Annotated in this window: 15 protein-coding genes and 1 tRNA gene; 6 read left to right on the forward strand and 10 right to left on the reverse strand. The window is 71.0% G+C overall.

Translation table 11 applies throughout. From position 1 onward, the window contains the following. The first annotated feature begins 36 nt into the window (after window positions 1–36). The 4 genes from ABZ452_RS06205 to ABZ452_RS06220 all read left to right on the forward strand — a co-directional run bounded on the left by ABZ452_RS06205 (window position 37) and on the right by ABZ452_RS06220 (window position 4,081). Window positions 37–2,835 carry a thiamine pyrophosphate-dependent enzyme gene (locus ABZ452_RS06205; RefSeq protein ID WP_357939482.1) on the forward strand — a complete coding sequence of 933 codons (2,799 nt, stop codon included), beginning with the start codon at window positions 37–39 and terminating at the stop codon, window positions 2,833–2,835. 111 nt (window positions 2,836–2,946) lie between these two features. Then, on the forward strand, window positions 2,947–3,384 hold the full coding sequence (locus ABZ452_RS06210) for a DUF3052 domain-containing protein (RefSeq protein WP_148794571.1): 438 nt from the start codon (window positions 2,947–2,949) through the stop codon (window positions 3,382–3,384). A 78-nt stretch (window positions 3,385–3,462) separates the two neighbouring features. Next, window positions 3,463–3,930 (forward strand): peroxiredoxin, encoded by a 468-nt coding sequence (locus ABZ452_RS06215; RefSeq protein ID WP_357939485.1) that lies wholly within the window; start codon window positions 3,463–3,465, stop codon window positions 3,928–3,930. Window positions 3,931–4,009: 79 nt separating this feature from the next. Further along, window positions 4,010–4,081: transfer RNA gene (locus ABZ452_RS06220), tRNA-Val, on the forward strand. Between the two features lie 250 nt (window positions 4,082–4,331). On the opposite strand, the gene ABZ452_RS06225 is transcribed toward ABZ452_RS06220, so the two are convergent. Both ABZ452_RS06225 and ABZ452_RS06230 read right to left on the reverse strand, forming a co-directional pair. Further along, on the reverse strand, window positions 4,332–5,114 hold the full coding sequence (locus ABZ452_RS06225) for a methyltransferase domain-containing protein (RefSeq protein WP_357939487.1): 783 nt from the start codon (window positions 5,112–5,114) through the stop codon (window positions 4,332–4,334). Between the two features lie 267 nt (window positions 5,115–5,381). Next, window positions 5,382–6,422: a hypothetical protein gene (locus tag ABZ452_RS06230; protein ID WP_357939489.1), complete on the reverse strand. Its 1,041-nt coding sequence runs from the start codon at window positions 6,420–6,422 to the stop codon at window positions 5,382–5,384. 478 nt (window positions 6,423–6,900) lie between these two features. Here ABZ452_RS06230 and ABZ452_RS06235 point away from each other — a divergent pair, with 478 nt between their 5' ends. Further along, window positions 6,901–7,281, forward strand: coding sequence for a hypothetical protein (locus ABZ452_RS06235; protein WP_357939491.1), 381 nt, complete (start codon window positions 6,901–6,903; stop codon window positions 7,279–7,281). Window positions 7,282–7,308: 27 nt separating this feature from the next. Here the strand turns inward: ABZ452_RS06235 and ABZ452_RS06240 are convergent, their stop codons facing one another. Continuing rightward, complete coding sequence (locus ABZ452_RS06240; RefSeq protein ID WP_357939493.1) at window positions 7,309–7,470, reverse strand: DUF664 domain-containing protein; 162 nt, start codon at window positions 7,468–7,470, stop codon at window positions 7,309–7,311. 50 nt (window positions 7,471–7,520) lie between these two features. On the opposite strand from ABZ452_RS06240, the gene ABZ452_RS06245 reads away from it, so the two are divergent. Beyond that, window positions 7,521–8,291 (forward strand): class I SAM-dependent methyltransferase, encoded by a 771-nt coding sequence (locus ABZ452_RS06245; RefSeq protein ID WP_357939495.1) that lies wholly within the window; start codon window positions 7,521–7,523, stop codon window positions 8,289–8,291. Window positions 8,292–8,314: 23 nt separating this feature from the next. On the opposite strand, the gene ABZ452_RS06250 is transcribed toward ABZ452_RS06245, so the two are convergent. From ABZ452_RS06250 to msrB, 7 genes are read right to left on the reverse strand one after another with little or no spacing between them, the layout of a single operon-like run. Continuing rightward, complete coding sequence (locus ABZ452_RS06250; protein WP_357939497.1) at window positions 8,315–9,106, reverse strand: SDR family oxidoreductase; 792 nt, start codon at window positions 9,104–9,106, stop codon at window positions 8,315–8,317. Then, entirely contained in the window at window positions 9,103–9,780 is a 678-nt protein-coding gene (locus tag ABZ452_RS06255; protein WP_357939499.1) for a DNA alkylation repair protein, read from the reverse strand. The genes ABZ452_RS06250 and ABZ452_RS06255 overlap by 4 nt, the downstream gene beginning before the upstream one ends. 47 nt (window positions 9,781–9,827) lie before the next feature. Next, window positions 9,828–10,976: a low temperature requirement protein A gene (locus ABZ452_RS06260; protein WP_357939501.1), complete on the reverse strand. Its 1,149-nt coding sequence runs from the start codon at window positions 10,974–10,976 to the stop codon at window positions 9,828–9,830. Between the two features lie 53 nt (window positions 10,977–11,029). After that, complete coding sequence (locus ABZ452_RS06265) at window positions 11,030–11,983, reverse strand: redoxin domain-containing protein (RefSeq protein ID WP_357939503.1); 954 nt, start codon at window positions 11,981–11,983, stop codon at window positions 11,030–11,032. Further along, the gene (locus ABZ452_RS06270) at window positions 11,984–13,210 is read right to left on the reverse strand and encodes an epoxide hydrolase family protein (RefSeq protein ID WP_357939505.1); all 1,227 of its coding nucleotides are present in this window, start codon (window positions 13,208–13,210) and stop codon (window positions 11,984–11,986) included. A gap of 40 nt (window positions 13,211–13,250) precedes the next feature. Beyond that, the gene (msrA, locus tag ABZ452_RS06275) at window positions 13,251–13,769 is read right to left on the reverse strand and encodes a peptide-methionine (S)-S-oxide reductase MsrA (RefSeq protein WP_357939507.1); all 519 of its coding nucleotides are present in this window, start codon (window positions 13,767–13,769) and stop codon (window positions 13,251–13,253) included. Further along, window positions 13,753–14,232 carry a peptide-methionine (R)-S-oxide reductase MsrB gene (msrB, locus tag ABZ452_RS06280; protein ID WP_357939509.1) on the reverse strand — a complete coding sequence of 160 codons (480 nt, stop codon included), beginning with the start codon at window positions 14,230–14,232 and terminating at the stop codon, window positions 13,753–13,755. The genes msrA and msrB overlap by 17 nt, the downstream gene beginning before the upstream one ends. Window positions 14,233–14,301: the final 69 nt, after the last annotated feature.

Below are 14,301 nucleotides of genomic sequence, written 5' to 3' on the forward strand. Positions count from 1 at the left end.
ACGTGTCCGACTGGGCGAGGTGCCCTCCGGTCGGTAATGCTGTCCGTCGTGACCACCCCGCAAGATCTCGACGACCGGTTCCGGGCGGCCCTCACCGCGCTCGGCGCCCCCGCCCAGCGGCGTGACCTGGGTGAACCGCTGCCCGGCGACGCGTCGCTGACCGGGGCGCAGGCGCTGGCCCTGTTCGACGCCCAGCTGACCAGCCGGCTGCTCGACCTGGCCGGGCGGTGGCTGCGCAGCTTCGGCGAGGGGTACTACACGATCGGTTCCGCCGGCCACGAGGGCAACGCGGCCGTGGCCGCCGCGCTGCGGCCGACCGACCCCGCCCTGCTCCACTACCGCTCCGGGGCGTTCTACTGCCTGCGTGCCGCCCAGGCGGCGGGCGGCTTCCCGGCCGGCGCGCCGGTGCCGGACGCCGGCGCGCCGGTGCCGACCGGGGAAGCCCGGGCCGCCCGGATTCCGGACCCGCGTACCCCCGCCGCCGGTGAGGTCGACGCGGACGCCGACCGGCCGGACGGATCGCCGGAGTCCGGAGAGCTGGCCGGCGACCCGGCCGCTGCCCCGGCGGCGCTGCCGCTGGACGGCCCCGCGGCGCCCGACGGCGCTGGAGCATCCGACGGCTCTGGGGCGTCCGACGGCTCTGGGGCGTCCGGCGGCGCTGCGGCGCCCGGCGGCGCTGGGGCCTCCGACGGCGCTGGGGCCTCCGACGGCACGGCGGCGCCCGACGGCGCTGGGGCGCCCACCAGCCCGGCCGAGCCCGCCGGCCCTGCGGCGCCGCCGGCCGGTGACGGGGCCGGGGCGGCGAGCTTGCCGTCCGGGGCGGGGGTGGCCGTGGACACGGTCGGCGCCGCGACAGTCGGCGTACCCGACCTGCCCCTGCCCGACCCCGACGACGCCTACGCGGAGGCGGCCCGCGACGTGCTGCGCGGGATGGTCGCCTCCGCCGCGGAGCCGATCGCCGGGGGCCGGCACAAGGTCTTCGGCCGGGCCGACCTGGCGGTCATCCCGACCACCTCCACCATCGCCTCGCACCTGCCCCGGGCCGTCGGCCTGGGCCTGGCTCTGGAACGGCTGCGCCGCGGCGGCCGGCGGGCCGACGGGGACTCCGGCGCCGCGCCCTGGCCCCCGGACGCCATCGTGGTCTGCTCGTTCGGCGACGCCTCGGTCAACCACGCCACCGCGACGGCGGCGTTCAACACCGCCGGCTGGTACGACCACACCGGGCTGCGTATCCCCGTCCTGTTCGTCTGCGAGGACAACGGGCTCGGCATCAGCGTGCGCTCGCCGCGGGGCTGGGTGGCCGAGACCCTGCGGGCCAGGCCGGGGATCCGCTACTTCGCCGCCGACGGCACCGACGTGGCCGAGGCGTACCGGGTGGCGGCGGAGGCGGCGGCCTGGGTGCGCCGGCACCGGCGGCCGGCCGTGCTGCACCTGGCCACCGTGCGGCTCATGGGGCACGCCGGGGCGGACGCGGAGACCGCGTACCGGAGCCCGGCGGAGATCGCGGCGGACGTGGCGCGGGACCCGCTGCTGGCGACCGCCCGGCGGCTGGTCGAGGCCGGCTACGCCACCGGCGAGGAGCTGCTGGCCCGGTACGACGAGCGCGGCTGGCAGGTCCGCCGGCTCGCCGAGGAGGTGCTGGACGAGCCGAAGCTCGCCTCCCCGGTCGATGTGGTGGCCGAGCTGGCCCCGCGCCGGCCGGTCCGCATCTCCCGGGCGGTCGCCGACGCGGCGGCCCGGGCGGCCGGCCCGGACTCCGGCGCCCGGGCCGAGGCGTTCGGCGGCAGGCTGCCGGAGCTGGCCGGGCCGCTCACGCTGGCGCAGAGCATCAACGCGGCCCTGGCCGACGGGATGCTCGACCACCCCGGGATGGCCGTCTTCGGCGAGGACGTGGCCGCCAAGGGCGGGGTCTACGGGGTGACCAAGGGGCTGCGGGACAGGTTCGGGGCGGCGCGGGTGTTCGACACCCTGCTCGACGAGACCTCGATCCTCGGGCTCGCGCTGGGCGCGGGGGTGGCCGGGATGCTGCCGGTGCCGGAGATCCAGTACCTGGCGTACCTGCACAACGCCGAGGACCAGCTGCGGGGCGAGGCGGCGACCATGCGGTTCTTCTCCCGCGGGGCGTTCCGCAACCCGGCGGTGGTGCGGGTGGCCGGGCTGGCCTACCAGGAGGGGTTCGGTGGGCACTTCCACAACGACAACTCGGTGGCCGTGCTCCGCGACGTGCCGGGGCTGGTCATCGCGGTGCCGGCCCGCCCGGACGACGCCGCGCCGATGCTGCGTACCTGCCTGGCCGCCGCCGCGGTGGACGGCGCCGTGAGCGTCTTCCTGGAGCCGATCGCGCTCTACCACACCCGCGACCTCTACACCGAGGGCGACGGTGAGTGGCTGGCGGAGTACGCCGAGCCCAGCGCCTGGGCCGCCCGCCACGTGCCGATCGGCCGTGCCCGGGTGTACGGGGTCGGCTCGGCCGAGGATCTCACCATCATCACTTTCGGTAACGGTGTCCGGATGTCGCTGCGCGCGGCCGCCGCCCTGGCCGACGAGGGGGTCGGCAGCCGGGTGGTCGACCTGCGCTGGCTGGCCCCGCTGCCGGTGGCGGACATCATCCGGGAGGCCTCGGCCACCGGCCGGGTGCTGGTGGTGGACGAGACCCGCCGCTCGGGCGGGGTGGGCGAGGGTGTGATCGCCGCGCTGGTCGACGCCGGGTACGTCGGCACGGCGCGGCGGGTGGCCGGACTTGACTCGTTTGTACCATTAGGTCCGGCAGCGCGTCAGGTTCTGGTCTCCGAGGAAGCCATTACCGAGGGTGCCCGTACGCTGCTGGCACGGTAAATTCCGTTCCACCCGGTGCGCCACTTGCGCGGGAAGCCACAACTGTGTGGACTGGGCGCGACGGCGTCGGACGACGCCACGAGCAGGGATGAGATGAGGAGGCACGCGACAGTGAGCGCGACCGCTGGTCAGGCCGCCGACGGGGTACGCAGCCTGGCGGACCGGTTCGGGATCGAGCCGGGGATGGTCGTCATGGAGATGGGTTACGACGATGACGTCGACCAGGATCTCCGGGACGCCCTGACCGACCGCTGTGGAGATCTGGTCGACGAGGACACCGACGAGGTGGTCGACTCGGTTCTCGTCTGGTACCGCGACGGCGACGGCGACCTCTTCGAGCTCCTCGTCGACGCCCTCGGACCGCTGGCCGACAACGGCGTGGTCTGGCTCCTGACGCCCAAGGCCGGCCGGGACGGCCACGTCGAGCCGAGCGAGGTCGCGGAGAGCGCGCAGACCGCCGGCCTCCAGCAGACCTCCACCATCAACGCGGGCCGCGACTGGAGTGGCGCCCGCCTCGTGCTCCGACGCGGGTCGAAGAGCAAGAAGTAGGCCGGGCTCCGCGCCCGGCGGCCGGTGTCGCCCGGTGTGGCAGGCTGATCATCTCCAGACCCGATCCAAGGAGCTCCCATGCCCATCGAGGTTGGCGCCGAGGCGCCGGACTTCGTGCTCAAGGACCAGAACAACCAGGAGGTCCGGCTCGCCGACTTCCGCGGCCGGCGCACCGTCCTGCTGGTCTTCTACCCGCTCGCCTTCACCGGCATCTGCCAGGGCGAGCTGTGCGAGGTGCGGGACAACCTCAACGAGTACGTCAACGACGACGTCCAGGTGCTGACGGTCAGCGTCGACTCGGTCTACGCCCACAAGATCTGGGCCGACCGGGAGGGCTACCAGTTCCCGCTGCTGGCCGACTTCTGGCCGCACGGCGCGGTCGCCCAGGCGTACGGCGTCTTCAACGACGTCGCGGGCATCGCCAACCGGGGCACCTTCGTCATCGACAAGGCCGGCGTGGTCCGGTTCGCCGAGATGAACATGCCCGGCGAGGCGCGGGACCAGCAGGGCTGGCGCAAGGCCCTCGCCGAGGCCGCCGCCGCCTGATCCCACCCGGGCACGTCGTTCGACCGGGCCGGAGGCCGGCAGGTAAGCTTGCCGCTCCGGCCCGCCGTACGGGCGTTCCGGGCGCGTAGCTCAGCGGGAGAGCACTCGCCTTACAAGCGAGGGGTCGCAGGTTCGAAACCTGCCGCGCCCACCCAGCATCACCAGCAGAAGCCGCCCCGAGAAGATCAGATCCCGGTGCGATGACAGCCGCGAGACTACGAGAGCCGACCGTCGAGCTGGCCGAGCGCCTGCCGCGTGACGTCAACGTTGGCGTGCGAGTAGATCTTGAACGTGATGTTCACGTCTGGCAGGTTCGCCACTGACCCCGGCATGGCGGCGTGGTCGTTGTCCGGGCCGCAAGGAGTCTGCCGGGGCACACAGGAGGCACAAGACACTGCGCCTCAGGTGACCGTGGCGGCGGTGAGGAAGAACGTGACTGCGTACGTGAACCGGTGTGTAACGACGGCGTCGTCGAACTGGTCTTCGAACGCACGAGCTTCGGCCGGGTCGAGTGCGCCGCGTTGAGCAGCTGTGGCAGCCCAACTGCGGAGGCCGAGGACGTTGTCGACGGCGGTCGGGTTCCGGACCAGCAACGCTCGGGGTTCGGTGGTGACGTCGACCAGGCCGTGTGCGGCGAGAAGGCCGGCATGTTGATGCGCCAGGGTGCCGTTGCGGAGGAGGACATCGGCCCGAAATCTCAGCACACGCCGGGCCAAGCTTTGGTCGGCGATGTCGAGTACCTGAGTGTCGTAGTCGGGGTCTGCGAGGACGATGCGGCCATTCGGCCGGACAACCCTGATGAGTTCCTCGATCGCGGCGTGGGGATCAGCGAGGTGTTGCAGGGTGCGATCGGCCCAGGCCCCATCGAATGAGTTGCTGAGGAACGGCAGGTGCTGGGCGTCGGCGACGGTGCTCTGGGTCAAGCCGCGGGCCTGCATGGCAGCAGCCATGGTCAGCGCGTAGTCCACGGTTGCCACGCTGACACCGTGTTCATCTTTCAACTGGGCTGCGCTTGCCCCTGTGCCAGCGCCAACATCAACGTAGCGACGGCCAGGCGCCGGATGGAGCAGCTGACGGACCCGCTGCTGGTATGCCTGGTAGAAGGGCTCCTCGGTGAGGCGGTCCAGTACGTCGACCCACGAGTCTGGGTCTGACTGGCGGTCGACGTCGGTGAACCCATGCATGACTCGACAGCCTATTTCGGCGATTGCGGCGGCGCTGCTGCCTTCGACAGCAACGCTGACGGCAACCGTGCTGGACGGTGGCGTACCAGCAAGCGCGGAGTGGGATGCTTCGCCGAGCTGACGGCCTTCCCCTGACAGGGACGGACGTGCCGCACAGAGCTTGTCAGCGAGCAGTCCGCCGGAGTCACAAGATCCAGGCAGCGGTCAACACCGGCCAACAGCGGGTCGGCCCCGATGCGCGGAGGTGCGTGTCGGACTCGGTGCTGCTCAAGCGCGGTCCACCGAGAGGTCGGAATCGTGGTTCGAGCTGGCCTGCTTAGCTGCGGACAGGGTCATCACGTGACTGATCGAGGCCAGCAGCAGCCCGAGGACCAGGCCGGTGAAGGCTATTGAGAGATCGGTGTCTGCCGCGTTGATCGGTGGATTGTCAGCCAGGGAGGTCATCGCGCTGCCGACCGCCGATCCTGCGATGTAGAGGACGATCATCGCCGGAAGTTGAGCCAGACAGCATGCGACCGCGACCGGAAGCAGCCGGATCAGGTTGACCTCTCGCGCGGCGGCCACGGCGAGCGTTGCGGCGACGGTCATGCCGATCAGGCCAATAGGCATGAGCGGCCCGGAGCTGGCAGTAGCGAACCAGGACGCCAGTGCGGCGACCCCGATGAAAGCAGCCACCCGGCGGGTGCGGACAGCGGTGAGCTGTACCGCGACAAGGCCGATCGCGGTAGCGATGAACATCGCGACCAGTCCTGCTTTGAGCATCGACAGTGCGTTCTCGACCTGGACCTGGTCTGGGTTGGTGACCGGCTCATCCCAGGGGGTCGTGACCAGCAACGTGGCAACCGCGAGTACGGCGATGACGGCAGCGGAAACATGCCGGGCGAGAGGAGGTCCACCTTGACCCGCCGAAACCCGGACAGCGACGACGGCGGTTGCCGAGAACATGGCGATACCACCGACCGCGAGCCAGGTCACGGTAGAGGCCCCGACCACGTCGATCCGGTCGAACCATATGTCCACGCCCAGCCACCCGGTCATGGCGATCGCGCCGGTCACGACGCCCCGGAGGTTCGCGCGGCAGATCAGGATCACTCCACCGAAGGCCAGCAAGATCGCCAACTGGCGGATGTCACGGGGCCAGTAGGTGTTGTTACCCCCTACCTCTGGAAAGACCTGCCCGGTGCTGCTGTCGGTCCAGAAGCCATCGGGTTGCATGAACGGCTGATAGATCGCTGTGGCTAACGCCCAGGCCACCACTCCGATGACACCCGACAGCGCACCAACGACAGTCTGCCAATTCCTCTGCATGCTGCATCCTCTCGTTCGGTCGCCGCGATGGGAAGCAGCAACCGTAGAGGCCAGCCCGCCCCGGCTTGCCGCAGACCAGGCCAGGACCGCAGACGGCAGGGAGAAAGGAGGAGCCATGCCCAGCAGCACGAAGCTGCCAAGGCCAGAGGCAGCGCCGAAGGCGCAGCAGACGACTCTTTGAGCGGCATGTTGCAGGGGCGGCCGAAATCCAGGCTGTCGACAGCGACGGTGACAGCAACCGGCCGGGACGAGAACAGCCGGCAGCGGCCCGGCGCGGATAATCGCCCGAGGTCGCGGACGCGGACGGACCCGCCGGGCGACGCGCCCAGAACTGACAAGCGAGGGGTCGCAGGTTCGAAACCTGCCGCGCCCACCACACACCACCAGCGAAAACCGCTCCGAAAAGATCACTCCCCGGCGCGCTGCTAAAGTCCGCTGTCGCCCGGCTCCGTGTCCGCCGGGCAGGACGGAGCCTGCGATGGGAAGGGTCCCGCGAATCGCCGCGGCCCTGGCGTTCAGCTTGCTCGTGCCGATGACCACCGCGGGATGCAGCCGGTTTTTCGGGTGCGCACCCCAGCCCGCCGAGGACATCACGGAGTCGGATCTGGCAGGGGTCTACACCAGTCCTGAGGGTGGACGAATCGAGCTGGGCGAAGATGGGCGCTACAGCACCAGCAATCTTCCCGGGGCCAACGAAGAGGGCACGTGGACTCTCGACCTCGATTCGGAGAGCACCGAGGATCTGAGGCTTGAGGACCTTCAGCTGTGGATTTCCGGCAGCCGAGGAAAGCCCTGGCTGTACCGATTCGACGGCGACCCCGACAATTGCGACCTCATCGAGTTCCACCGGGCCCGCTGAATCACCCGCCAGGGAGATCCGCCGGCGCTAGCGCGGGCCGAGGCCGGTGCGACCGTCGAGGAGCTCGCGCGCGGCGTCGAGGTGCCCGAGATGCCGGGCGGTCTCCTCGATCATGTGCAGAACGATCCCGCGCAGGTCGGCGACCTCGTCGTCCAGGCCATCGGGCCAGGGAGCGTCGGCCGCGAACACATGTCCGACGTGGCTCCAGCGGGTGGGCCGCGGTGGCTAGGGTGAGCCCCGTGGAGGAACGGTTGCTTCTCAGCTCGTCGTTCGGTGCGGCGGCGGCCGCGTATGCCGAGCACCGCCCGGACTACGCGCAGGCCGCGGTGCGCTGGGCACTTGAGCCCGCGCCCGGCCCGCGAGTGCTCGACCTGGGCGCCGGGACCGGCAAGTTGACCGCGACGCTGGTCGCGCTGGGCGTCGAGGTGGTCGCGGTCGAACCCGATCCGGCGATGCTGACCGAGCTACGCCGTGCGCTGCCGACCGTCCGGGCCCTGCCGGGCAGCGCCGAGGCGGTCCCGCTGCCGGACGCGTCCGTCGACGCCGTGCTGGCCGGCAACGCCCTGCACTGGTTCGACATGGCCGTGGCCGGCCCGGAGATCGCCAGGGTGCTCGCGCCCGGAGGCATCCTGGCCGGCCTGTGGAACGTCATGGACGACCGGGTCGACTGGGTGGCCGGGCTCGAACGGGTCAGCGGGAGCGCGGCGATCGGCCCGCGCGACACGCTGAGCAGTTGGCGCGCCGCGACGGCGGGCCTGTGCTCTCCGGGCAACGGCTTGGTCGCCCGGTTCGGCTCGCCGGAGCAGGCCGAGTTCCCGCACGGGCAGCGCCGGAGCGCCGAGTCCCTCGTCGCGACACTTGCGACCCGCGCGGGGATGCTGGTCATGCCAGAACCGGACCGGGAGGCCAGGCTCGACCGGATCCGCGCCTTCCTCGGGAGCCGCCCCGAAACCGCCGACGGCGAGTTCACCCTGCCGATGCTGACGGGCGTGCTGCGCGTCCGGCGGTGACGCCGCCGAGAGCGCAGCGTTGGTCAGGCGAAGCCGCCGTCGCTGTGCAGGAGCTGACCGTTGATCCAGCCCCCGTCGGTTGAGCACAGGAACGCGACGAGGTTCGCGCAGTCCTGCGGGAGCCCGAGGCGTCCGAGCGGCGTGGACCGGAGGACGGCATCCTTGACCTCTGCCGTCATCCAGCCGGTGTCGGTGGGGCCCGGATTGACGGCGTTGGCCGTCACGCCGAGGTGGGCCAGTTCCCGGGCGGCGGCCAGGGTGATCCGGTCGAGAGCGCCTTTGCTGGCTCCGTAGGGGAGGTTCCCGGCGGTGTGGTCGCTGGTCAGGCTGATGATGCGTTCGGTGCCGTGAGCCCCCTGGAACCGTTGGGCGTACTCGCGGATGAGGAGCCAGCTCGCCCGGGCGTTGACCGCGAAGTGACGGTCGAAGCTCTCGACGGTGGTGTCGAGCAGGCCCGAGTCGACACTCTCGCAGTGGGCGAGGACGAGCGCGGTGACCGGGCCCAGCTCCCGCTCCACGGTCCCGAACACCGCAGCCGCGGCGTCAGGATCACTGAGGTCCGCCTCGGTGGCGGCAGTCGCCGCCCCGTGCTCGCCGGCCCGGTCGCGGAGTTGCCTCACGGCCTCGGGATCGGCGCCCCAGGGCATCCGCTCGTCGTACGGGGTCCAGTAGGTGAACCCGACATCCCAGCCGGTCTGCGCCAGCTTCACCACCACCGACGCGGCGATGCCCGCGCTGCGGCCGGCGCCGGTCACCAGGGCGACGGGCCGCTGCTGTCGATCCCTGCCGGCCATGAACGCCATCCGTCTGGTCACGCCTGCTCGTCGTGCTGTCGGCGCACCATCTCGGCGATCCAGACGGGCGCGTACGGCGACGTGCAGCCCGGGGGAGTCGGGTAGTCCTTGAGCACCTCCAGGCGCTCGCCGATGTCGATCGCACGGGCCCGGAGCGCGGCATCCTCGATCCCGATCTGCGCCAGGCAGTGGTTCATCGCCCACTGGAGGCGATCCGGGGCGTCCTTCATCTCCGCCTCGATGACGTCGAGCAGCCCGGCGAGGTCGAGGCCCTCGGGCTTCTTCGCCACCCGTTCCGTGGTCAGCGCCCAGCCGGCGCTCGCGACCACGGGATCCGGGTCGGCGAACCAGGCCACGCGCAGCTCGTCCCCGTGCGGGTTCTTCTTCACCACGTAGTTCACGAGCCAGTCGTGCACCTTGGGGGTGCGCGCCTCGCGCAGCATGACGTCCAGCTCGTCACGCGCGAACGCCCTGGGGCGGCAGATCAGGATCGCCAGCAGTCTCGCCGCGCTGTCACCCGTCTCCCAGAGCTGGCGCGCGAGGTCCTGCTGCGTCTTCAGCCGCTTCGCGAGCGCGCGCAGCCTGCCGAGGTTCACACCGTGGTCGTCACCGTGCCGCTCGTTCACCGCGCGTGCCTTGGGGTCCTCCAGCTCGGCCAGCTCGGCCATGACCCCGGCCACCGTCGTCTCGGCCACCTCAGCCTCCCGCCCGTCAGGTGCGAGATGCAGCCTACGACGGACCGCTAGCCGGGAGGTGACGGCGACTCGGCCGGGCCGCGGATCGCGCGGACCGTGTCGGCGACGGCGACCCCGACGAGCACCGCGGCGGCGGCGACGGCGGCCACCAGCGGCGGCGCCAGGAGCATCGGGGGTACGAGCGCGCCCAGCACCAGGATGCCGATCGGCCGGTCCCGGGACACCCGGGCGAAGACGGCGTACTCGAAGGCGGCGCGACCGGCCAGGAACAGCGCGGGTCCGCCGAGGATGACGGCGACCCAGGAGGGTCGCGTGTGGCCGAGTGGATGGGTGATGGCGAGTTCGTCGCCCACCGCGGTGGCGACGATGCCCGCGAGCATCACCAGATGGGCGATCGCCGCAAACCGGGCGAGGGGATCCGGCCGGCGGGCCGCCGAAATGGCGGCGGGCAGCAGTTCCCCGGCCCGGTGCACGTAGATCCGCCAGAACATCACCGTGGCGACGAACGACACCACGAACGCCGCCGTCCGGTCGGCGGCGAAGCCGCTCGCACTAAGGGTCAACGTGCCGACCAGGATCAACTCGCCGAGCGCGATGATGAAGAGCTGCCGGTACCGCTCGGCCAGGTGCTCGGCCACGATCGGGTACTCCGCTTCGGGCGAGCGTCCCAGCCGTGGGGTCGGGAAGCGCAGGACGCCGCCCGCGAAGTCCACCGCCACCGCCAGCGTCCACAGGACGACGCGGGCCGACACCGGCGCCAGCGCCCCGACGATCCAGGGCACCGCCGACACGCCGAACCAGGTCAGCACCCGCATGCTTCGGCGCTGCAGATCCTGGCCGCGCAGGGCGAGGACCAGGAAGAGTTGACGGCCGACATGGATGGCGACGTACGCGCCCGCGAAGGCCAGGCCGCGCTCGCCGAACGCGTCCGGGAGCGCCACGACCATCACCAGGCTGCCGAGCATGGTCCCGGTGACCACCAGCTGCACCGACATCTGTTGCGGGTCGTACAGGTTGGTGGTCCAGGCGGTGATGCTCCAGACCCACCAGGCGGCCAACAGCAGCACCAGCGTCCGGAAGGCGCCTGACCAGGTGAGGTCCTGCATCAGCTCGTGCGAGAGCTGGATGAGCACCACGACGAACACCAGGTCGAAGAACAGCTCCAGGAAGTTGGCCCGGTGCGGTCCCTCGGGCATGCGCAACAGCTTGGCGCCGCTCGCCGTCCTCATCGCCTGGCCCGCACGGCGGTCTAGCCGAAGGTGAACACGTACGCCTCGGCGCCGGGCTCGAGGAACCTGATCTCCAGGGTCCGCTCCCGGACCCCGTCCCGTTGGCGGACGAGCTGGTACAGCCGGCCCTCCCGCAGCAGGCCGCTGCCGTCCTCGTCCACGTCGTAGCCGTGTGCCGGGCCCGGAGCCGCCCCGTCGAGGAGCAGGCGGAAGGGGATCGGGTCCCGCCTTCCGGCCGACAGCACGAGATGCGCGTCGCGGGCCTGGAACCGGAAGGCGAGGGTGGCGCCGGCCCGGTCGGACACGACGTACTCCGAGCCGATCGTCCACTCGCCGCCGAGCGCCCAGTGGTCGGCGGGCAGGCTCGCGGGGAGTTCGTAGGCGCGGGTGGCGTCGTAGGTGGCGTCGTCCGGTGACGCGAACTGCTCGGAGCGCGCGTAGCCGAGATACGTCTCGGGCGTACGCAGGTGGTCCCAGTCGGCGTCGGCCTCCACACCGCGCCCCTCGACGGGGACGAGGTCCCGGTCGACGCCGAGCAGCCGCTGGATCACCCGTTCGGACTGCTCGTAGCGGCCCTCGCCGAAGTGGTGGTCGCGGATGACGCCGTCCGCGTCGACGAAGTAGAGCGCCGGCCAGTAGTGGTTGTCGAAGGCGCTCCAGACCCCGTAGTCGTTGTCGAGCGCGACCGGGTAGTCGATCCCCCGTGCCGTGACCGCCTGGCGCACCCCGTCGATGTCGTGCTCGAACGAGAACTCCGGCGTGTGCACCCCGAGGACCACGAGCCCGTCGTCCCCGTAGGCCCGCGACCACGCCCGGACGTACGGCTCCTGGCGCAGCCAGTTGATGCAGGTCAGCGTCCAGAAGTTCACGACGACGGGGCGTCCCCGCAGCTCGGCGGGACCGAGTGGCTCGGTGTTGAGCCACCCGGTCGCCCCGTCGAGCGCGGGCAGGCGCAGCCGCTCGGAGACGGCCATCTAGCGAACCGACCGGAAGGCGGTGCGGAGCTCGTCGCACAGCAGTTGCGGCTGCTCCCACGCCGCGAAGTGCCCACCCCGGTCGAGCTGGTTGTAGTGGATGAGGTTCGGATAGGCCTGCTCGGCCCAGCTCCGCGGCGCCTGGTAGAGCTCGTCCGGGAAGACGCTGACGGCGGCCGGCACGGAGACGTCCTTGGCGCCGAGGAAGGAGTACTTGTTCTCCCAGTAGATGCGGGCGGAGGAGACGCCGGTGTTCGTCAACCAGGTGAGCGTGATGTTGTCGAGGATGTCGTCGCGGCTGAGGCCGCCGGGGTTCCCGGCGAACGCCCGGCAGATCAGCTCCAGGCTGGCCGCGTCGTGGTCGCACATGAAGGCCGCCAGCGCGACGGGCGAGTCCGCGAGGCCGATCAGTGTCTCGGGGCGGGTGGCCATGATCAGCGCGTAGGCGGAGTGCTTCCAGAAGAAGTCCTGCTGCTCGGTGGCCCGCCGTTCCTCGTCGGAGAGGTTGGCCGGCAGCTTCGAGAGCGCGCCGTTGATTCCGGTGATGTCGGACTGGACCAGCGCGTCGATCTCGAACGGAACCGTGCTCGGCATGTTGGTGTGGATGGCGGCCAGTTCCGGCGGCGCCTGCACGCCCATGAGGTTGGTGATCAGGGCGCCCCAGTCGCCGCCCTGGGCGACGAACCGGTCGTAGCCGAGGCGCTTCATCAGCTCGGTCCAGGCCCTCGCAACGTGATCGGGGCCCCAGCCGGGTTCGGTCGGCTTGCCCGAGAAGCCGTAGCCGGGCATCGACGGGATCACCACGTGGAAGGCGTCCGACGCGGCCCCGCCGTGGGCCGTGGGATCGGTCAGCGGCTCGATGATCTTCAGCTGTTCGATGATGGAGCCGGGCCAGCCGTGCGTGACGATGAGCGGCAGCGCGTCCTCGTGCTTGGACCGGACGTGGATGAAGTGGATGTCCAGGCCGTCGATCTCGGTGATGAAGTTCGGCAGGGAGTTCAATCTCGCCTCGACCTTGCGCCAGTCGTACTCCTTCTCCCAGTAGCGGGCGAGGGCCTGGCTTGTTTCGAGCGGCACGCCCTGCGACTGGTCGCTGACGGTCTGCTTCTCCGGCCACCGGGTGGCCGCGATGCGCCGGCGCATCTCCTGGAGGTCCGCCTCGGGGATCTCCACGGTGAACGGCTTGATGTCGGTGGCGCGTGCGAGCGTCTGGGTCCTGGCGGCCACGTCGGGCTCCCTTCCTCGTTGGTCACTCGGCTGCGTGCGGTCAGCTCTGGTTCTCGCCCCGGCGGGGCAGCTTCCAGTCGGGCCGGGGGAAGTGGCAGGTGTAGCCGCCGGGATGCTTCTCCAGGTAGTCCTGGTGCTCCGGCTCCGCCTCCCAGAAGGGGCCGGCCGGGGTGACCTCGGTGACGACCTTGCCCGGCCACAGGCCGGAGGCGTCGACGTCGGCGATGGTGTCCTCGGCGACCTTCCGCTGCTGGTCGTCGCAGTAGAAGATCGCGGACCGGTAGCTGCTGCCGACGTCGCCGCCCTGCCGGTTCTTCGTGGTCGGGTCGTGGACCTGGAAGAAGAACTCGAGAAGGTCCCGGTACGAGAGCTTGTCCGGGTCGTAGGCGATCTCGATCGCCTCGGCGTGCCCCTCGTGGTTGTAGTAGGTCGCGTTGGGCACGTCCCCGCCGGTGTAGCCGACCCGGGTGGAGACCACGCCGGGGCGTTTCCGGATGAGGTCCTGCATCCCCCAGAAGCAGCCGCCGGCCAGGACGGCCTTCTCAGTCGTGTCGGTCATCGCTTCGCCCCCCGTCCGGGTGCTCGAACAGTGCGCGGTACTCGCCGTACCCTTCCCGTTCCAGGTCGTCGCGCCGGATGAACCGGAGCGCGGCGGAGTTCATGCAGTAGCGCAGCCCGCCGGTCGCCACCGGGCCGTCGTCGAACACGTGCCCGAGGTGGCTGTCGCCGTGCGCGGACCGGACCTCGGTGCGGACCATGCCGAGGGTGGAGTCCCGCACCTCGACCACGTTCTTCGGCTCGACGGGTTTGGTGAAGGAGGGCCAGCCGGTGCCGCTGTCGTATTTGTCGGCGGACGCGAACAGTGGTTCGCCGGACACGACGTCGACGTAGATGCCCTGCTCCTTGCTGTCCCAGTACGGGTTGGCGAAGGGCGGTTCGGTCCCGCCTTCCTGGGTGACCCGGTACTGCTCGGGCGACAACCGGGAAACTGCCTCCGGGTTCTTCGTGTACTCGTGTGACACCGTCGTTCCTCTCGGCTGGGGTTCGTCGGCAAGGAAGGCCGGTTCAACGGGCTGCACAAGCAGCGCGTG

This window comes from Micromonospora sp. NPDC005707 (genome assembly GCF_040631005.1).
Lineage (GTDB): Bacteria > Actinomycetota > Actinomycetes > Mycobacteriales > Micromonosporaceae > Micromonospora.

Bases quoted from the DNA above. Each gene is read 5' to 3' on its own strand.
- ABZ452_RS06230 (WP_357939489.1), bottom strand. From the start codon at position 6,422: ATGCAGAGGAATTGGCAGACTGTCGTTGGTGCGCTGTCGGGTGTCATC.
- ABZ452_RS06260 (WP_357939501.1), bottom strand. From the start codon at position 10,976: ATGCCCGAGGGACCGCACCGGGCCAACTTCCTGGAGCTGTTCTTCGAC.
- ABZ452_RS06225 (WP_357939487.1), bottom strand. From the start codon at position 5,114: ATGCATGGGTTCACCGACGTCGACCGCCAGTCAGACCCAGACTCGTGG.
- ABZ452_RS06265 (WP_357939503.1), bottom strand. From the start codon at position 11,983: ATGGCCGTCTCCGAGCGGCTGCGCCTGCCCGCGCTCGACGGGGCGACC.
- ABZ452_RS06235 (WP_357939491.1), top strand. From the start codon at position 6,901: ATGGGAAGGGTCCCGCGAATCGCCGCGGCCCTGGCGTTCAGCTTGCTC.
- ABZ452_RS06215 (WP_357939485.1), top strand. From the start codon at position 3,463: ATGCCCATCGAGGTTGGCGCCGAGGCGCCGGACTTCGTGCTCAAGGAC.
- msrA (WP_357939507.1), bottom strand. From the start codon at position 13,769: ATGACCGACACGACTGAGAAGGCCGTCCTGGCCGGCGGCTGCTTCTGG.
- ABZ452_RS06205 (WP_357939482.1), top strand. From the start codon at position 37: ATGCTGTCCGTCGTGACCACCCCGCAAGATCTCGACGACCGGTTCCGG.